At 57.9% G+C, this 16,533-nt stretch carries 16 protein-coding genes, 1 pseudogene and 1 riboswitch; of the genes and pseudogenes, 6 read left to right on the top strand and 11 right to left on the bottom strand.

Going from position 1 to position 16,533, the window contains the following annotated elements; translation table 11 throughout:
• The first annotated feature begins 149 nt into the window (after positions 1 to 149).
• The 4 genes and pseudogenes from EDC28_RS05140 to EDC28_RS05125 all read left to right on the top strand — a co-directional run bounded on the left by EDC28_RS05140 (position 150) and on the right by EDC28_RS05125 (position 3,740).
• Positions 150 to 1,259 (top strand): DNA cytosine methyltransferase, encoded by a 1,110-nt coding sequence (locus tag EDC28_RS05140; RefSeq protein ID WP_123420879.1) that lies wholly within the window; start codon positions 150 to 152, stop codon positions 1,257 to 1,259.
• 85 nt (positions 1,260 to 1,344) lie between these two features.
• Entirely contained in the window at positions 1,345 to 2,244 is a 900-nt protein-coding gene (locus tag EDC28_RS05135; RefSeq protein ID WP_244946542.1) for an HNH endonuclease, read from the top strand.
• A gap of 11 nt (positions 2,245 to 2,255) precedes the next feature.
• A pseudogene (locus EDC28_RS20480) lies at positions 2,256 to 2,474 on the top strand (hypothetical protein).
• Between the two features lie 921 nt (positions 2,475 to 3,395).
• Complete coding sequence (locus tag EDC28_RS05125; protein WP_123420877.1) at positions 3,396 to 3,740, top strand: hypothetical protein; 345 nt, start codon at positions 3,396 to 3,398, stop codon at positions 3,738 to 3,740.
• Positions 3,741 to 3,809: 69 nt separating this feature from the next.
• Here EDC28_RS05125 and EDC28_RS05120 read toward each other — a convergent pair whose 3' ends face one another.
• Together EDC28_RS05120 and rimK are read right to left on the bottom strand one after the other, a co-directional pair.
• A complete protein-coding gene (locus EDC28_RS05120) occupies positions 3,810 to 4,832 on the bottom strand; it encodes a succinylglutamate desuccinylase/aspartoacylase family protein (RefSeq protein ID WP_050657555.1) in 1,023 nt (340 codons plus the stop codon).
• Between the two features lie 2 nt (positions 4,833 to 4,834).
• Complete coding sequence (gene rimK, locus EDC28_RS05115; RefSeq protein ID WP_050657556.1) at positions 4,835 to 5,740, bottom strand: 30S ribosomal protein S6--L-glutamate ligase; 906 nt, start codon at positions 5,738 to 5,740, stop codon at positions 4,835 to 4,837.
• Positions 5,741 to 5,875: 135 nt separating this feature from the next.
• Between rimK and EDC28_RS05110 the strand changes: the two genes are divergently transcribed.
• A complete protein-coding gene (locus EDC28_RS05110; RefSeq protein WP_123420876.1) occupies positions 5,876 to 6,439 on the top strand; it encodes an LOG family protein in 564 nt (187 codons plus the stop codon).
• Between the two features lie 28 nt (positions 6,440 to 6,467).
• Here EDC28_RS05110 and lysC read toward each other — a convergent pair whose 3' ends face one another.
• Complete coding sequence (lysC, locus tag EDC28_RS05105) at positions 6,468 to 7,814, bottom strand: lysine-sensitive aspartokinase 3 (protein ID WP_123420875.1); 1,347 nt, start codon at positions 7,812 to 7,814, stop codon at positions 6,468 to 6,470.
• 65 nt (positions 7,815 to 7,879) lie between these two features.
• Positions 7,880 to 8,050, bottom strand: a riboswitch (Lysine riboswitch).
• A gap of 65 nt (positions 8,051 to 8,115) precedes the next feature.
• Positions 8,116 to 8,787, bottom strand: a complete 672-nt coding sequence (rnt, locus tag EDC28_RS05100; RefSeq protein ID WP_050657559.1) for a ribonuclease T — start codon at positions 8,785 to 8,787, stop codon at positions 8,116 to 8,118.
• 105 nt (positions 8,788 to 8,892) lie between these two features.
• Between rnt and EDC28_RS05095 the strand changes: the two genes are divergently transcribed.
• A complete protein-coding gene (locus tag EDC28_RS05095; protein WP_050657560.1) occupies positions 8,893 to 9,774 on the top strand; it encodes a flagellar protein MotY in 882 nt (293 codons plus the stop codon).
• A gap of 41 nt (positions 9,775 to 9,815) precedes the next feature.
• On the opposite strand, the gene gloA is transcribed toward EDC28_RS05095, so the two are convergent.
• Genes gloA through rsxB form a run of 7 tightly spaced genes read right to left on the bottom strand, consistent with a single transcriptional unit; the run spans position 9,816 to position 16,531 of the window.
• Complete coding sequence (gene gloA, locus EDC28_RS05090; protein ID WP_050657561.1) at positions 9,816 to 10,223, bottom strand: lactoylglutathione lyase; 408 nt, start codon at positions 10,221 to 10,223, stop codon at positions 9,816 to 9,818.
• 16 nt (positions 10,224 to 10,239) lie between these two features.
• Positions 10,240 to 10,875: an endonuclease III gene (nth, locus tag EDC28_RS05085; RefSeq protein ID WP_123420874.1), complete on the bottom strand. Its 636-nt coding sequence runs from the start codon at positions 10,873 to 10,875 to the stop codon at positions 10,240 to 10,242.
• Positions 10,875 to 11,570 carry an electron transport complex subunit E gene (locus EDC28_RS05080; RefSeq protein WP_050657563.1) on the bottom strand — a complete coding sequence of 232 codons (696 nt, stop codon included), beginning with the start codon at positions 11,568 to 11,570 and terminating at the stop codon, positions 10,875 to 10,877. Before EDC28_RS05080 ends, nth begins: the two co-directional genes overlap by 1 nt.
• Positions 11,567 to 12,205 carry an electron transport complex subunit RsxG gene (rsxG, locus tag EDC28_RS05075; RefSeq protein ID WP_050657655.1) on the bottom strand — a complete coding sequence of 213 codons (639 nt, stop codon included), beginning with the start codon at positions 12,203 to 12,205 and terminating at the stop codon, positions 11,567 to 11,569. Before rsxG ends, EDC28_RS05080 begins: the two co-directional genes overlap by 4 nt.
• Before the next feature lie 2 nt (positions 12,206 to 12,207).
• Complete coding sequence (gene rsxD / locus EDC28_RS05070) at positions 12,208 to 13,260, bottom strand: electron transport complex subunit RsxD (protein WP_123420873.1); 1,053 nt, start codon at positions 13,258 to 13,260, stop codon at positions 12,208 to 12,210.
• Positions 13,257 to 15,962 carry an electron transport complex subunit RsxC gene (gene rsxC, locus EDC28_RS05065; protein ID WP_123420872.1) on the bottom strand — a complete coding sequence of 902 codons (2,706 nt, stop codon included), beginning with the start codon at positions 15,960 to 15,962 and terminating at the stop codon, positions 13,257 to 13,259. Before rsxC ends, rsxD begins: the two co-directional genes overlap by 4 nt.
• Complete coding sequence (gene rsxB, locus EDC28_RS05060) at positions 15,962 to 16,531, bottom strand: electron transport complex subunit RsxB (RefSeq protein WP_050657566.1); 570 nt, start codon at positions 16,529 to 16,531, stop codon at positions 15,962 to 15,964. Before rsxB ends, rsxC begins: the two co-directional genes overlap by 1 nt.
• Positions 16,532 to 16,533: the final 2 nt, after the last annotated feature.

Here is a 16,533-nt window from a genome sequence, read left to right as displayed (position 1 = left end):
TAAGAACGGCAGGCCTAATCGGGTATGATGCACCGCTTATTTTCTATTTGGGCAGTAACCTTGCTCGTTAGAAATAACTATATTACTGTGCTTATGAACAGTGTTTTGGCGGATCGTTATTGATTCGGAATTGTTAACAGGAGCGACTAATGGCTGAGAAGTACCAACTAATCGATCTATTCTGCGGCGCTGGGGGCATGTCCCTTGGGTTCTCAGATGAGAGGTTTTGTGGCGACTTCGAGAGCATCTTGGCTATCGATAACAATTTCGATGCCGTCAATACCTACAATGCCAACTTTGGTGAAGACCAGCATTGCCAACAGGCAAACATAGAGCATTGGCTGGATTCCAACAGCGTACCTCGAGCCGATATCGTGATCGGCGGACCACCTTGCCAAGGATTCAGCTTGCTGAATAAGAACCGGGAGGGGGATGCCCGTCGGGCACTATGGGAGCCTTATATGGACATCGTTGAGCGGTCAGGTGCTTCCATATTCGTTATGGAAAATGTTCCAGGTTTGTTGAAAAGCCCCGAGTTTTCAGATATTTGCGAACGAGCTATGTTGATGGGTTTTGCAATGCTCCAGCCAGCCGTGCTTAACATGGCCGACTATGGCACGCCTCAAACCAGGAAAAGGACGATAGCGATAGGCGTCAAGATAAGTGATTTCAATATCGGCATGTTGCCGGATTTCCCGCCTGAAAAAACCCATGCCGTTCCCGGGTCATCAAGCGTACTTCCAAGCTGGCGTACGGTGAGAGAATTCATCGCGGATTTACCTGAGCCAAAGGGAACCGACATACGTCAAGATAAGAAATCACCACTTGACCTTCATTTCGGAAGGACTCCTACCGAGAAGAGCCTTGAAAGATATCGTGCCGTCCCTCCGGGAGGGAACCGATTTGATTTGCAGCGCAATCGCCCTGATATCACTCCGCAATGCTGGATAAACAAGAAATCTGGTGGAACGGACTTATTTGGCAGGCTTTGGTGGGACAGACCTTCTGTCACTATTCGCACAGAGTTTTTTAAGCCGGAGAAAGGCAGATACTTGCATCCATCCAAAGATCGACCAATAACGCATAGGGAAGCCGCACGTTTGATGTCCTTTCCCGATGACTTCAAATTCACCGGAAGCAAGATTGAAGTAGCAAGACAAATCGGCAATGCGGTACCGCCGATTTTCGCTGGCGCAATTGCCCGCTTCGTATCGAAAATTATGGATAAGCGGAATTTAAAAGGAAAGAAGGTGGCATAGTATGGTTAGACGATCAAGACGCGACGATCCGGAGAAAATCCTTAAAAACCTCATATCCTTGTTAGAGAGATTTGAGGAGAAGCTTGTGGATAGCGATCTACGAGAACAAGTGCAGTCTCTTGTTCCAGTCAATCATAAATTAAGAGATCTAGGCGGTTCCTTAATTGATGATGTACAAGCTGACTCTGCGCGTGACCGTATATTAGCTTACCTGCGAAAATATCCAGGAGTAGAGGTTCTCGGTGATGAACTGATGGTAGTCGCCGGAATAAGCGAATATGCCAGAAGAATTCGTGAGTTGAGGGTAGAACAAGGTTGGCCAATTTTTACTGGCCTGGCAATTAAAGAGGCACTTGATGATGACTTGATTGATAATCATGTCCGAGAGCCTGAGAAAAAATATAAGAAAGATAACTATATCCTTGTCGAAGACAAGCAAGATCGCGATAGCGCGCATCGTTGGAACTTGGCCAATGAAATTCGGAAAAGTAAAGATGGCGTAAAAAGCAAGTTGCTGCGTTATTTTAGAGAAAATGTCGGTAAACGGATTACCGGGGAAGAGTTAAAATACCTTGCCAAAGGTAGATCAGAATGGGCGAGAAGAGTAAGGGAGCTTCGTACCGAAGAAGGATGGCCAATCGTTACACGTGTAACCGGTATGCCAAGTCTCCCTGTTGGAATCTATGTCTTGGAAGAAGATCGCCAGGCCAAAGTTCATGACAGAAAGATACCCGACCCCGTCCGAATTAAAGTGCTCGAACGTGACAAGTTCAGCTGCCGTGGCCGAGATTGTGGTTGGAACTACGAAAACGCAAATAAGGGCGACCATTACAGAACATTCCTTGAACTACATCATATGGAACATCATGCATTAGGTGGATCCAATACGCTTGAAAACCTGATAACGCTTTGCAACATTTGCCATGATAAGGTTCATAGAGAAAAAACTCCGGCTGTAGAGCTTTTGAAGTTATTGGAAGACTGAAAGTTAGATTAATGGTAGACATTGTAGATGGTTCTAGAAGATCAGAAATAATGTCTGCCATCAAGGGAAACAATACGGCTTCGGAATTGCTTGTTCGGAGATACTTACACAAAGCAGGTTTTCGCTTTTGACTGTACAGAAAAGATTTGTCGGGAAAAGCGGATCTTGTTTTACCAAAGTATCGTCTTTTTTTTGTTCACGGTTACTTCTGGCATCAACCTGAAAAATGAAAATATGCATCAATACCCAAAGCCAATCATCTTTTCTGGTTAAGGAGACTTGATGGAAACTCTAGAAGAAATTTTCAAAAAATTGATACCTTAACCAATAACGGATGAGGAGTGCTAATCATTTTGGGATGTGGTCTAAAGCACTGTGTTGATATTTTTTCTGACACCCTACCTTTTATTTTTGGAAAAGAGAAGTTCATGTCTCGGCCTAAAACTCTCCCAAGAATTAAATGATCACCCAGCTACTGTAAAGTAGAAATATTGAATCGAAGCTACTGGCCTTTTGGAACCCCTTTAAGTGAAGCGCCTTATCGCCGGAAAGGTGAGCTGGCGCGACAAAATCGTCAGGAACGATTTTTAACATCGGAGCGAAGCGACGATGGCCTGAAGGGTGAAGGCCAGGGATGTTTTTATTCCCAATGGTTTATCGAAGCTGCCTGATCTTGGGCCCGTTAAGTGAAGCGCTGAGCTGGCGGGAGTGGAGGGGCGGCCGAGACAGGGATGTCGAGGCAGGTTCATCCGTGCCGGGAGCGCGTTTGAACCGGTGCTCCGGGAACGACCAAAGGCGAAGAGAAAGCGAAACATGGGCCAGGCTTTTGCCTACTTTTGGCCCCAAAAGTAGGGCGCGTGCAGGGGCGCCCCCCTGCGTATAAAGGAACCATCAGAACAAGCTGGATGGTAAAGAATCACCACTGCTTCTTTATATGCTGGGGTGAAACTAGGTAAACAAGCTCGCTCTAGCTGTGCCAAGCACTTCCCAATCATCCCTGAGCATCCCAACAGCCGGACCAACGACTTGCTATGGCGTCAAACGTTGCATGGCTCGCACCGTTAGGGGTTGGCCGAGGGGATCCTCCCTATGCCCAACAGAGGGATTTTGTTACTTTTCAGGCTCCACAACCTTGTTCAACGGAGGAACAGATGGCAACCCAAGCCATAGATGCAATGATGCAAGACGCCTTTACCAAGCTGCCCAAGGCGGATGCCAGCTTGAGCGAACTGCTCAGATTTAGCTTCGAGTACAACCCTTCTGAACTTTTCATGGCCGCATGGGGTGAGGAATATCGCGAACGGGCAGAAGCGCTGTGGGCGGCGTCAACGCAGGCGTTTAAAGCGCAAAAGGCCACAGGCTACAGCCCGGAGCAAGTGCTGCTGTGCATGGCATTTGATGCGGCGATTGCCCCATACACCGGTGCGCCCGAGTCTTTAGTTCTGGCTTACCAAAGGGCCATGCTGCAAGAGCTAAGGGCAGCTGCACCTTGCTGATAGCTAGGGCTGAGTAGACACAAAAAAAGCCGGATAAACCGGCTTTTTTTGTGTCAGAAAGTCTGGCCATCACAAAGGCGCAAAATCACTCTCATCCAACCTTTCCAGATTGTCATAAAAATGGGGCAGGGCGGCTTCTACCAAGTCGCCTTTTTCGGTGTGGGCGACGTTATAGAGGGCTTCGCCTTCGTGTACCAAGGGCAGGGTGGCCTGGCCGATAACAATGCCGTCTACCGGGCTTTTTATCACCACCGGTGTGCTGCCGGTGGGGTCGGTAATGTGAGCCATCACTTCGCCTTTACTCACCGCGTCGCCTATGGCTTTGGTGCTTAGCAAAATGCCCGAGGCATTGGCCCGTACCCAGCGGCTTTCCTGGGCGATTTGCGGGGTTAGCTGGCGGCTTGGGGCCTTGGCAGGGGGCAACATGCCCAGGTGGCGCATCACGTTGACGATACCGCGAAGGCCGGCGCGGATGGCAAATTCGTCAAAGCGCAGCGCTTCACCGGCTTCGTAAAGCAGCACCGGGCAGCCGTTTTCGGCGGCGGTAGCGCGCAAGGAGCCGTCGCGCAGCTCGGCGTTGAGAATAACCGGCACCCGAAACGCCTTGGCCATGGCCAGAGCGTCGTGGTCGTTCAGTGAGGTGCGAATTTGCGGCAGGTTGGTGCGGTGTTTGGCGCCGGTGTGCAGGTCAATGCCGTGGCTGGCGTTGGCCACAATCTCGCTCATAAAGGTATGGGCGAGCCTTGATGTCATGGAGCCTTTGGCGGAGCCCGGGAAGGCGCGGTTAAGGTCGCGCCGGTCCGGCAGGTAGCGACTCTTGCTGGTGTAGCCGTAGACATTGACCACCGGCACCAGGATCAGGGTGCCGGTGATGCGTTTAACAAAGGAGCTGGCCAGCAGCCGGCGCACTATCTCGACGCCGTTGATTTCATCGCCATGGATGGCGGCGCTGACAAAAAGCCTTGGGCCGTCTTTTTTACCGCGAATAACGGTTACCGGCATGTCCAGGGCCGCGTTGGTGTAGAGCGGCGGCACCGGCAGCTTGATATCGACCCGGCTGCCGGGTTTGATGCTAACGCCGCCCAGTTCCATGGTTAGCCCTTACCTTTGGTTTTGGTGGCGTGGGGTTTGGCGGTTTTCTCGATGTACTCGATGATGGCGCCGCCCACGTCGATACCGGTGGATTTTTCAATGCCTTCCAGGCCAGGAGAGCTGTTCACTTCCATTACCAGCGGACCGTGATTGGAGCGCAGCAAGTCAACACCGGCTACCCCAAGGCCCATGATCTTGGCGCTGCGCACCGCGGTGGAGCGCTCCTCGGGGGTAATTTTGATTGACTGGGCGCTGCCGCCACGGTGCAGGTTGGAGCGGAACTCGCCGTCTTTGGCCTGGCGCTGCATGGAGGCCACCACTTTGTCGCCCACCACGATGCAGCGGATGTCGGCGCCGCCGGCTTCCTTGATGTATTCCTGCACCAAAAAGCGGCCGCCAAGGCTACGGAAGGCCTCGATGGTACTTTCGGCCGCCTTGCGGGTTTCGGCCAGCACCACCCCTTTGCCCTGGGTGCTTTCCAGCAGTTTTACCACCAGCGGCGCGCCGCCCACCATTTCGATTAGGTCGTCGGTGGCCTTGGTGGAGTGGGCAAAGCCGGTGATGGGCAGGCCGATGCCTTTACGGGCCAGCAGTTGCAGGCTGCGCAGCTTGTCGCGAGAGCGGGAAATAGCCACCGATTCGTTGACGCTGTATACCCCCATCATCTCGAACTGGCGCACCACGGCGGTGCCGTAAAAAGTGACCGAGGCGCCGATGCGGGGAATGATGGCGTCGGGGTTTTCCAGCTCTTTGCCGCCGTAGTGAATGCTGGGCCTGTGGGAGGCGATATTCATGTAGCAAAGCAGGTGGTTAAGCACCTGCACCTCATGGCCCCGGCTCTCGGCCGCTTCCACCAGACGACGGGTAGAATACAGATCAGTGTTTCGGGACAGGATGCCGATCTTCATGGTAATTCCCTGATAAAGTAGGGGAACCGGTCGGGCACTTACGGGCAGTGGGCGGCCGGAAAAAGGTGCTGCATCATATAGCAGTGTTGAACACTAACCTAGTGGATCTCGACGACTTTTTAAACCGGAGCAACCATGGAAACTGTGGCGGTATTTTGCGGTTCCAGGCCGGGGGTTAACCCTCTGTTTAAAAGCGCGGCCAGGGCCCTGGGCCAATGCCTGGCCGAGCGCAATATTAGCTTGGTGTACGGCGGTGGCCGGGTGGGGTTGATGGGCACAGTGGCCGACGCGGTGCTGGCAGCCGGCGGCAAGGCCATCGGCGTTATTCCCCAGGCCCTTTTAGATAAAGAAGTGGGCCACAAGGGGTTGACCAAGCTGCACATCGTGCGCGACATGCACGAGCGCAAGGCGATGATGGCCCAGCTCTCCGGCGGCTTTATCGCGCTGCCAGGGGGCGCCGGTACCCTTGAAGAAGTGGCCGAAGTGTGGACCTGGGCCATGCTTGGCTACCACCACAAGCCCATTGGCCTTTTAAACCTGGCCGGCTTTTACAACCCGCTGATCGCCCAGTCGCAAAACTATGTGAACGAGGGCTTTTTAGACGAGCGCCACCACCAGATGCTGATAGTGGAAACCGAGCCCGGCGCCATGCTTGAGCGCTTTTTGGATTACCAGGCCCCCGCCTCCAAGTGGGGCTAAAAAAAACGCCCCTTTCGGGGCGTTTTTGCTATGAAGCCGCAGCGATTTTAAGGCGCTCAAACAGCCGCTCGTGCAACCGGGCAATGGCCTGCGGCCCGTCTTTTTCTTCCACCAGCAGGCACAGGTTGTGGGGGCTGGCGCCGTGGCAAATCAGCGGCACATTGATGCCCCCTAGGGCATCGAATACCTCGGCCGCCACCTTGGGAGTGGTGTTGAGGTTGTCGCCCACCAGCGCCACCAGGGCCAGGCCTTCTTGCACTTCGATGGTGCCAAGGGTTTTCAGCTCTTCCAGCACACTTTCATCCAAGGCCTGCTCTGAGCCGCGCTCGTCGAGGGTCAGGGCGATGGAGATCTCGGAGGTGGTTACCAAATCCACCGAGATCTGGTGCTTGGCCAGCAGGGTAAAGGCGCGGGCCAAAAAGCCGTAGCTGTAGAGCATCTCGGGGCTGGTTATTTTCAACAGGGTCTGGTTTTTACGCAGCGCCAGGGCCGCGTAGCGGCGCTCGCCGGTTACTTCACGGCGAATAACGGTGCCGCCGGAGGCGTCCAAGGTAGAGCCGATAAACACCGGAATGTCGTGGCGCATGGCCGGCCACAGGGTTTTGGGGTGCAATACCTTGGCGCCAAAGGTGGCCAGCTCGGCGGCCTGGGCAAAAGACAGCTCCGCCAAAGGGCGGGCTTTGGGGGCCAGGCGCGGGTCTGTGGTGTACAGGCCTTTGACGTCGGTCCAAATCTCAACCCAGTCGGCATCGGCCCCTTCGGCCAGCAGCGCCGCGGAATAATCGGAGCCGCCGCGGCCAAGGGTGGTGAGATTGCCGTCGATATCGGCGCCGACAAAGCCTTCGGTGACCAAAATTTCGCCTTGATGGTCGTTAAGGGCGACCTGCACCTGTTGGCGGGTGCGGGCGACATCGGGCTCGGCATGGCCGAACTGGCTGTCGGTGGCAATCAGGAAACGGGCTGGCAGCTGCACGGCAGGCATACCCAGCTGGCGCAGACGCTCGGCAAAAAACAGGCTGGAAAAACGCTCGCCCAAGGACAGTAACTGGTCACGGGCCTGGCCGGCACAGGGGCCGGAGGCGTCCAGTTCTTCCATCAGGGTCCAGTAGGTGGCCTTAAGGGCATCGGGCTCGCCCAGGGCGTCGAAGAAATGCTGCTCGCGATCGCGGATAAGATTACGGAAATTTTCGGCGGTGGCGCTGTCCTTGGCTTGGCTCAGGCCAACCAGGGCATTGGTTACACCGGCAGCGGCGCTGACCACAACGATACGGGATTCGGGTTGATTGGCTACCAGTTGGGCGCTGCGGCCCTGGGCATCGTAGTCAGCAACGGAAGTGCCGCCAAATTTCAGTACGCGGCTAGCGGGGATGTTCATAGCTCTCCTTGAATTCAAGCAAAGAGAGCGCCTGGGACCGGCAGACAACAAAAGACGAGACTGCTTGTACCAGAAGCGCTCCACCAACAGGTGACAGTCAACAGGATTCAACCTGTCTGACCGATGACAGTGCGCGCCCCCGCGCAAGGTCATCTCGGCGTTTACCCCCTGGCCAGCCGTCTAAGGGAAAGGGCCCCTCGTGCTGGTTACCTGGAAAACGCACCTCTTCTGGTCCTAAAAAATTCAGGACGGCGGCAGTTTTCCAAAATGCGCCGGCAAGATCAAGCCCTCGGCTGCATTTTTATTCAGCATTGTCGTCGCTGTCTGGCGCGCTTTGTGCTTCAGATTCTGGTACCGGCAAAGGCCAGCCCCCCAAGGCCTGCCAGCGGTTGACGATATGGCAAAACAGCTGGGCGGTGCGCTCGGCGTCGTAGTCGGCGGCGTGGGCCTCGGCGTTGGAGAACTCCAGCCCGGCGGCGACGCAGGCCTTAGCCAGCACCGTTTGGCCAAGGGCCAGGGCCGCCAGGGTGGTGGTGTCGAAGCTCACAAAGGGGTGAAAGGGCGAGCGCTTCTGGTTGGTCCGTTCGATGACGGCGTTAAGAAAGCCAAGGTCAAAGGCGGCGTTGTGGCCCACCAAAATGGCCCGCTGGCAATCGGCAGTCTTCATGCGCTTTCGCACCTGCTTGAAGATGTCTTTGAGCGCTTCGTCTTCGTCTACCGCCAGGCGCAGCGGGTGCCAGGGGTCGGTGATGCCGGTAAATTTCAGCGCGGCGTCTTCGAGATTGGCTCCTTCAAAAGGCAAGACATTGTGAAAAAGCGTCTCGACGACGAAAAAACGCCCCTGGGCGTCTATATCGATAAGGGTGGCCGCAATCTGCAACAGGGCATCGGTCTTGGCGTTGAATCCGGCAGTTTCCACATCGATGATCACTGGGTAAAAACCGCGGAAACGCTGACTAAGAGTTGTTGACATGGAATACTGTGACTAGTGGCCGGGGGGCCATTATGACAAAAGCGGGCAAATCCCTAAAGTTGCAAAAAGACCTGCCGACACAGTAGTAGAGGTAGGGGAGAGTCTATGCTGTCCAAGTCTTTACACATCACTGCTGTTGCTGCACTGGTTATCCTGGCCGCCCAACCGGCGCCTGTGGATGCCGGCGTACGCTACTACGCAGCCAGCCTGGGCCAGTCCCAATGGCAGGTAACGGCGTCAAACCCGTTGCAATGCCGGCTGGAACACCACATTCCCCATTACGGGGTGGCGGTGTTCAGTGCCCGTGCCAGCCGCAAGGAAAACCTGCAGTTTGCCATGGCGCTTAAAGACGGCCCCAGCCAACGCACCGTTGCCACCCTGGCCAGTGTTCCCCCTGTTTGGCAACCGGGCCTCAAAGCCGAACCCCTGGGGCAGGTGTCGCTCTACCCGCGCTACCCGGCGGAAGTAACAGACGACAGGGCCTGGGACATGCTCTCCGAGCTGGACGCTGGCCGTTTCCCCACTTTGACCTATCCTGATCGCCTTGGCCGCAACAAGGTGTCGGTGGCGCTGTCTTCCGGCAACTTCAAAAAAGGCTACGAGGATTTTGTCTCTTGCCTGGGCGGCCTGCTGCCGGTGAGCTTTGAGGACATCTCCTTCTCGGTGCTCAACTACAAGAAAAACTCCTCGTCGCTGACCGAAGAATCATTGGCGCGCCTGGATTTGATTGGCCAGTATCTGGCCAACGACAACCACTTCTCCAGCATCGATATCGCCGCCTACTCCGACTCCTACGGCGGCCGCTGGGCCAACGAAGAGCTCTCTAAAAAGCGCGCCAAGGCCATCAAGGAATACCTGGTGGGCAAAGGGCTGCCGGCGGACCGCATCAGCACCGAAGGCTATGGCGAGAAGCGTCATATCGCCTCCAACAACACCGAAGAGGGCAGGGCCCTTAACCGCCGGGTGGTGTTGCAAATCAAACGCTGACAAAAAAGGCACCTTCGGGTGCCTTTTTTCATGGTTTGCCGTTAGTTGCCCAGGCCTTTGCCTGCGTCTTTTTTGGCAATAAATTCAATCTTGTAGCCGTCAGGGTCTTCGACGAAGGCGATAACGGTGCTGCCGCCCAGTACCGGGCCCGGCTCGCGGGTCACCTTGCCGCCTTTGGCCCGCACTTCTTCGCACAGGGCATAGATGTCGTCGGCTTCGATGGCGATATGGCCGTAGGCGCTACCCAAGTCGTAGCTCTCGACGCCCCAGTTGTAAGTCAGCTCGATAACGGTGTGGTCGATTTCATCGCCGTAGCCCACGAAGGCCAGGCTGTATTTGTACTCGGTGTTGTCGGACTGGCGCAGCAGTTTCATGCCGAGCACTTGTGTGTAGAAGGCGATGGATTTGTCCAGGTTGCCAACCCGCAGCATGGTGTGAAGAAGTCGCATTGCTCACCTCGTTGTTTCAGATGTCGATTTTGTCTTTGAATTCGCAAAGATCTTCAATAATACAAGACCCGCAGCGGGGCTTGCGCGCGATACAGGTGTAGCGGCCGTGCAGGATAAGCCAGTGGTGCACGTCCACTTTAAATTCTTTGGGTACCACCTTTTCCAGCTTGTCTTCCACCGCCCGCACGTCTTTGCCGGGGGCAAACTTGGTGCGGTTGGAGACCCGGAAAATATGGGTGTCTACGGCGATGGTGGGCCAGCCAAAAGCGGTGTTGAGCACCACGTTGGCGGTTTTGCGGCCCACCCCTGGCAGGGCTTCCAAGGCCTCGCGGCTTTCGGGCACCTCGCCGCCGTGCTCATCGAGCAGGATACGGCACATCTTATGGACGTTCTCGGCCTTGGCATTAAAAAGGCCGATGGTCTTGATGTAATCCTTGAGGCCATCGACCCCCAAATCCCAGATGGCCTTAGGGGTGTTGGCGGCCGGGAACAGCTTGTCGGTGGCCTTGTTGACCCCGACATCGGTAGCCTGGGCCGAGAGGGTTACCGCCACCAGCAGCTCGAAGGGGGTGCTGAAGTTCAGCTCGGTGGTGGGATGGGGGTTGGCATCGCGCAGCCGGGTCAGGATCTCGATACGTTTTTGCTGGTTCATCAGTCTGCCGTGGTTACCCGCACCCGCTCGGCCTTGACCACCGGTGCCGGCGCGGTTTTGCGTTGTCGTTGCTGGTCGATGACCTTTTTAAGGGCAATCAGGAAACCCAGGCCAATAAAGGCTCCCGGCGGCAGCAGGGCCACCAGGAATTTGGCGTCGAAGTGGAACACCTCGATACGCAGGCTCTTGGCCCAGTCACCCAGCAGGAGATCGGCGCCGTCAAAGAGGGTGCCCTGGCCAATCACCTCCCGAAGCCCGCCCAGCACCACCAGCACGGCGGTAAAGCCAAGGCCCATCATCAGGCCGTCAAAGGCGGCAAGACCCACGGTGTTTTTGGAGGCAAAGGCCTCGGCGCGGCCCATGATCACGCAGTTGGTGACGATGAGCGGAATAAAGATGCCAAGGGATTGATAAAGGCCATAGGCAAAGGCGGTCATCACCTGCTCAACGGCGGTCACGAAGGCGGCGATGATCATCACAAACACCGCCATGCGAATTTCCTTGGGCACAAAGTGGCGCACCAGGGAAACGGTGGCGTTAGAGGCTATCAGCACCAGCATGGTGGCAACCCCAAGGCCCAGGGCGTTGGTAAGGGTGTTGGACACCGCCAACAGCGGGCAAAGCCCCAATAGCTGCACCAGGCCCGGGTTGTTTTTCCAAAGGCCTAAGCTGGCGATTTCTTTGAACTGGCTCATTGCGTGCCTCCACATTGGCCGGTTGCGGCAAAGAGGGCGTCCTTGTTCTGCCTGAAGTATTCCACGGTGCGGCCCACCGCTTTAACCACCGCCCTTGGGGTGATGGTGGCGCCGGTGAACTGGTCAAACTGGCCGCCGTCTTTTTTCACGGCCCAGGCCGGGTCGCTGGGGCCGGTGGGGGATTTGCCGGTAAATTCGTCCAGCCAACTGGATTTGCGGCGCTCGATTTTATCGCCAAGGCCGGGGGTTTCCTTGTGCTCAAGCACTTCAACGCCCAGCACGGTGCCGTCGGGGTAGGACATGCCCACCATCAGGGAGATGGCGCCGCTGTAGCCGTCCGGGGCCACGGTTTCCATGGCCAGGGCCACCGGTTTGCCGTTTTTGCGGGCGCGAAACACCGCAAGGGGGTCTTTGGTACCCAACAGGGCCGGGTCGCTCACCTCGGTGCAGTCGTGGTAGAGGTCGTTGTCATGGCTGGCCTTGGGGATCATGGCGTTCAAGATTTTCAGGCGCTGGGCTTCTTTTTGCTCGGCAATGCGGTCCTTGGTGAGCTCATGGGTGCCAGCCAAGAGCGCCGTGCAGGCCAGGGCGAAGATACCGAGGATAAGCCCGTTCTTGCGGGCGGCAGAAAACATCATCATTTGGACCCTTCCCCGAAACTTTGGGGCCTGGTGTAGTTATCCAGCAAAGGCGCCGCCATGTTGGCCAGCAATACTGCAAAGGCGATGGCGTCAGGGTAGCCGCCAAAGGCGCGGATAAAGTAGGTCAGCACGCCAATGAGCAAACCAAAGATAAGCCGGCCCTTGGGCGAGGTGGCGGCGGTAACCGGATCGGTGGCGATAAAAAAGGCCCCGAACATGGCGGCGCCACTGAACACATGAAAAAGCGGCGAGCCGTTGCTGTCGGGGTGAATAACAAAGCCCACAAAGGCGCAGGCGAAAAGGCCGCCCAGCACCCCAGCCGGGATCTGCCAGCCTATAACGCCGCGCCACAGCAAAAAGAGGCCGCCCAGCAAGAAGGCGCCGTTGACCCAGTTCCAGCCCAGGCCCCCAAGGGCGCTAAACAGCGGCTTTTCCATGGACTCGGACACCGTTTTGCCCTGCTTAAGGTCGGTCTTCAAGGTATCAAGGGGGGTGGCTTGGCTTAGGCCATCCACACCCAGGCTCAGCTGGTGGGCGGCAAAACCGTCGGTGGTGTAGCCGGTCATGGTCAGGCTCAGGCTGTCTTGCAAACTCGGCACATGCTCGGCAAGGGAGCGAGCCGGCAGCCAGTTGGTCATCTGCACCGGAAAGGAAATGAGCAGCAGCACATAGGCGGCCATGGCCGGGTTAAAGAGGTTTTGGCCGATGCCGCCGTAAAGCTGCTTGGCCACCAAAATGGCAAACACCGAGCCTATCACCAGCAGCCACCAGGGCGCGGTGGGGGGCAGGGCCAGGGCCAGCAAGATGGCGGTAAGCAGCGCCGAACTGTCGGTGAGCTGCCACAGGCTTTTGCGGCGCAAAATAAGGATCAGCGCTTCGGCCAGCAGGGCGCTGACGGAGCACAGCACCAGATTGATAAGCACCCCGTAGCCGAAAAAATAAAACAGCGCGGCGATGCCCGGCACCGTGGCATAGGCCACCAGGCGCATAACCTGGCCTGTGGTGCGGCGCTTGTGGGTGTGGGGAGAGCTGGCGATACCTAACATCAGTCCTGACCTTCCTGAGCCTGTTTTTTGGCCTTGGCTTTGGCAATGGCGGCGGCGATGGCCGCTTTTTTACGGTCCGCCTCTGACGGGGCGGGGCTGGCCGCAGCGGCCTTGGCGTCTGGCGCCGCTGGCTCGCTTGCACTTGGCTGGGCAGCTGCCGGAGCGCTGCTTGCCGGGCTAGCCGGTTCTTGCTCGCCGGTTGCCGGGCTTGGCTCAGCCTGATTTGCATCAGCCTGGCCACCTTCGGCGGCTTGCGCCTGGGCCGCCTTTTTGGCTTTAGCGCGGGCGATGGCGGCGGCCACGGCGGCTTTTTTAGGGTCTACCGGCTCGCTGGCAGCAGGAGGCTCAGCATCAGTAGCTGCGCTAACCGCTGGCTCATTTGCCGCCGGGCTTGGCTCAGGCTGATTTGCTTGAGCCTGGCCACCTTCAGCCCCTTGCGCCTGGGCCGCTTTTTTGGCCTTGGCGCGGGCAATAGCCGCAGCCACGGCAGCTTTTTTAGGGTCGACCGGCTCGCTGGTTGCGGGAGGCTCAGCATCAGTAGCGGCGCTAACCGCTGGCTCGCGTGCCGCCGGGCTTGGCTCAGGCTGATTTGCTTGAGCCTGGCCACCTTCAACCCCTTGCGCCTGGGCCGCTTTTTTGGCTTTAGCGCGGGCAATGGCGGCGGCCACCGCGGCTTTTTTAGGGTCTACCGGCTCGCTGGCAGCAGGAGGCTCAGCATCAGTTGCGGCGCTAACCGCTGGCTCGCTTGCCGCCGAGCTTGGCTCAGGCTGATTTGCATCAGCCTGGCCACCTTCGGCGCCTTGCCCCTGGGCCGCTTTTTTGGCCTTGGCGCGGGCAATGGCGGCGGCCACCGCGGCTTTTTTGGCATCTTGGGGCGAGGCGTCGCCTGTGTCTTCTGCCGGGGCAGCGGCCTCTTTCTTGGCCTTGGCCCGAGCAATGGCGGCAGCTACGGCGGCTTTTTTGGCATCAGCCGCTGGGGCATTGCTGGAATCAGGGCTAGGCTCGGCATCTTGCTGTGCGGCCAGCTGGGCTTTTTTCTCCCGGGCCTGGCGTTTGCGCTCTTCGCGAAGCGCGGCCATGTCGCTGTTGTCTGGAACCAGCTCGCCTTTTTCCAGATGGGCGCCGGCTTGCGCCGCTTGCTGGGCCTTGGCCACCTCGGTGTCTTTTTGGGCTTTTACCCGGGCAAGGGCGGCGGCGACGGCGTCGCTCGGTGGAGCTGCTTCTTCGCTGCGCGAGGCCATGGCGGCTTTGCGGCGCTCGGTGGCTTCTTGATGGCGCGCTTCCCGTTCGGCTTTGTCTCGCTCCAGGCGGTCGTTGCGGGCCTCAAAGCGCTCGCGGGCCTTGTCGGATTTGCGTTTTTCTTCCTGGGCGCTGCGAATATCGGCCTTGGCCACCCGGTAGTACTGCACCAGGGGAATTTCGGAGGGGCAAACGTAGGCACAGGCGCCGCATTCGATACAGGCCGAGAGCTTGTATTCGTCGAGTTTTTCGTGGTCTTCGGCCTTGGCGTACCAATAGAGCTGCTGAGGCAGCAGCTCGGCCGGGCAGACATCGGCGCACTCGCCGCAGCGGATACAGCTCATCTCGCGCCCGGCCGGTTTAAGCTCCTTGCTGCTGGGCAGCAGCAGGCAGTTCACCGTTTTGGTCACCGGCGCGGCCGGATCATTGAGGGTAAAGCCCATCATCGGGCCGCCGATAATCAGCCGCTGTTTTTTCTCGGGCTTAAAGCCGCACTCGGTAAGGGCGTGGCTGATGGGGGTGCCGATGGGCAGCCAATAGTTGCCGGGCTTTTTCACCTGCTGGCCGGTGATGGTCACTACCCGGCGAATAAGCGGCTCGCCCAGCACCAGAGCGCGGTAGGCGGCGTAAGCGGTGCCGACGTTTTGCACCACCAGGCCAAGGTCGGCCGGAATGGCACCAGCCGGCACTTCGTCGCCGGTGAGCAGCTTGATGAGCTGGCGCTCGGCGCCGGAGGGGTACTTGGTGGGCACCACCTTCATGGAAACGTCGTCGAGGCTTTCAATCACCCCTTCAAGGGCCGAGATGGCCTCGGGTTTGTTGTCCTCGATGCCAATCACCACCATCCGGGCGCCGACGATGCGGGCCATCAGCCGGGCACCGGCTACTACGTTTTCGGGCTCTTCGCGGAGCAGGCAATCGTCGCTGGTGATGTAGGGCTCGCACTCGGCGGCGTTGACCACCAAGGCTTCGATGGGCCGGCCACCGCCGAGTTTAACGGCGGTGGGGAAACCGGCGCCGCCCATCCCGGCAAGGCCGGCGGCTTTTACTGCTTTTAGCAGCACGGCTGGGTCGGCCTCAAAGGGGTTGGCCACCGGGTGCTTCTCGCCCCACTGGTTTTGGCCGTCGGGCTCGATAACCACCGCCATGTCCCAAAGGCCGGAGGCATGGGTCAGGGGCCGGTTCTCTACCGCCACCACGGTGCCGGAGGTCGGGGCATGGACCGGCACACCCATCACCGACATGGGCCGCGACAGAGGCTGGCCCTTTAACACCTTCTCGCCGGCCTTGACCAACACCTCGCCAAGCTCCCCCAGATGCTGGCGCAGCGGCACCACCAAAAAGGGCGCCATGGGCAGTTTGCCGATGGGCTTGTGGTTGGACAGGCTCTTAAATTCGGGCGGGTGAATACCGCCATGAAAATCAAAGACATCGCTGCTGGAAAGCCGCTCAAGCAAGGTCAACATCAATGGGCTTCCTCAGGGGCGATTTCTTTTACCGGGATGGTGTTGAGGCGCCATTTCCAGTTTTGGACCGTGGTTTGTACCGGGCGCATTTCGATGCAATCTACCGGGCAGGGCTCGACGCACAGATCGCAGCCGGTGCACTCGCTTTTAATCACGGTGTGCATGTGCTTGGCGCTGCCGAGAATGGCGTCAACCGGGCAGGCTTGGATGCACTTGGTGCAGCCGATGCACTCGTCTTCGCGGATAAAGGCCACTTTCTTGACGGCCTCTTCGCCGTGGGCGGCGTCCAGCGGCTTGGCCTCGACCCCCATCAGGTCGGCCAGCTTTTCGATGGTGGCCTGGCCGCCGGGGGGGCACTTGTTGATGTCGTCGCCACCGGCAATGGCCTCGGCATAGGGGCGGCAGCCCGGGTAGCCGCACTGGCCGCACTGGGTCTGGGGCAGGATGTTGTCTATCTGGTCGACAATGGGGTCGGCTTCGACCTTGAACTTGACCGAAGCCAGGCCAAGGATGACACCGAACACCAGGGCCAGGGCGGCAAGGGCAAGAATGGCGTAAAGAATGGTCATGG

This window comes from Gallaecimonas pentaromativorans, assembly GCF_003751625.1.
GTDB classification, from domain to species: Bacteria; Pseudomonadota; Gammaproteobacteria; order Enterobacterales; family Gallaecimonadaceae; genus Gallaecimonas; species Gallaecimonas pentaromativorans.
The sequence above is the reverse complement of the archived record's forward strand: the minus strand, read 5'-3'. Positions and strand labels throughout refer to the sequence as shown.

Coding starts and splice junctions, on each gene's coding strand:
- EDC28_RS05140 (WP_123420879.1), top strand. CDS start 150: ATGGCTGAGAAGTACCAACTAATCGATCTATTCTGCGGCGCTGGGGGC.
- EDC28_RS05125 (WP_123420877.1), top strand. CDS start 3,396: ATGGCAACCCAAGCCATAGATGCAATGATGCAAGACGCCTTTACCAAG.
- EDC28_RS05120 (WP_050657555.1), bottom strand. CDS start 4,832: ATGGAACTGGGCGGCGTTAGCATCAAACCCGGCAGCCGGGTCGATATC.
- rimK (WP_050657556.1), bottom strand. CDS start 5,740: ATGAAGATCGGCATCCTGTCCCGAAACACTGATCTGTATTCTACCCGT.
- EDC28_RS05110 (WP_123420876.1), top strand. CDS start 5,876: ATGGAAACTGTGGCGGTATTTTGCGGTTCCAGGCCGGGGGTTAACCCT.
- lysC (WP_123420875.1), bottom strand. CDS start 7,814: ATGAACATCCCCGCTAGCCGCGTACTGAAATTTGGCGGCACTTCCGTT.
- rnt (WP_050657559.1), bottom strand. CDS start 8,787: ATGTCAACAACTCTTAGTCAGCGTTTCCGCGGTTTTTACCCAGTGATC.
- EDC28_RS05095 (WP_050657560.1), top strand. CDS start 8,893: ATGCTGTCCAAGTCTTTACACATCACTGCTGTTGCTGCACTGGTTATC.
- gloA (WP_050657561.1), bottom strand. CDS start 10,223: ATGCGACTTCTTCACACCATGCTGCGGGTTGGCAACCTGGACAAATCC.
- nth (WP_123420874.1), bottom strand. CDS start 10,875: ATGAACCAGCAAAAACGTATCGAGATCCTGACCCGGCTGCGCGATGCC.
- EDC28_RS05080 (WP_050657563.1), bottom strand. CDS start 11,570: ATGAGCCAGTTCAAAGAAATCGCCAGCTTAGGCCTTTGGAAAAACAAC.
- rsxG (WP_050657655.1), bottom strand. CDS start 12,205: ATGTTTTCTGCCGCCCGCAAGAACGGGCTTATCCTCGGTATCTTCGCC.
- rsxC (WP_123420872.1), bottom strand. CDS start 15,962: ATGTTGACCTTGCTTGAGCGGCTTTCCAGCAGCGATGTCTTTGATTTT.
- rsxB (WP_050657566.1), bottom strand. CDS start 16,531: ATGACCATTCTTTACGCCATTCTTGCCCTTGCCGCCCTGGCCCTGGTG.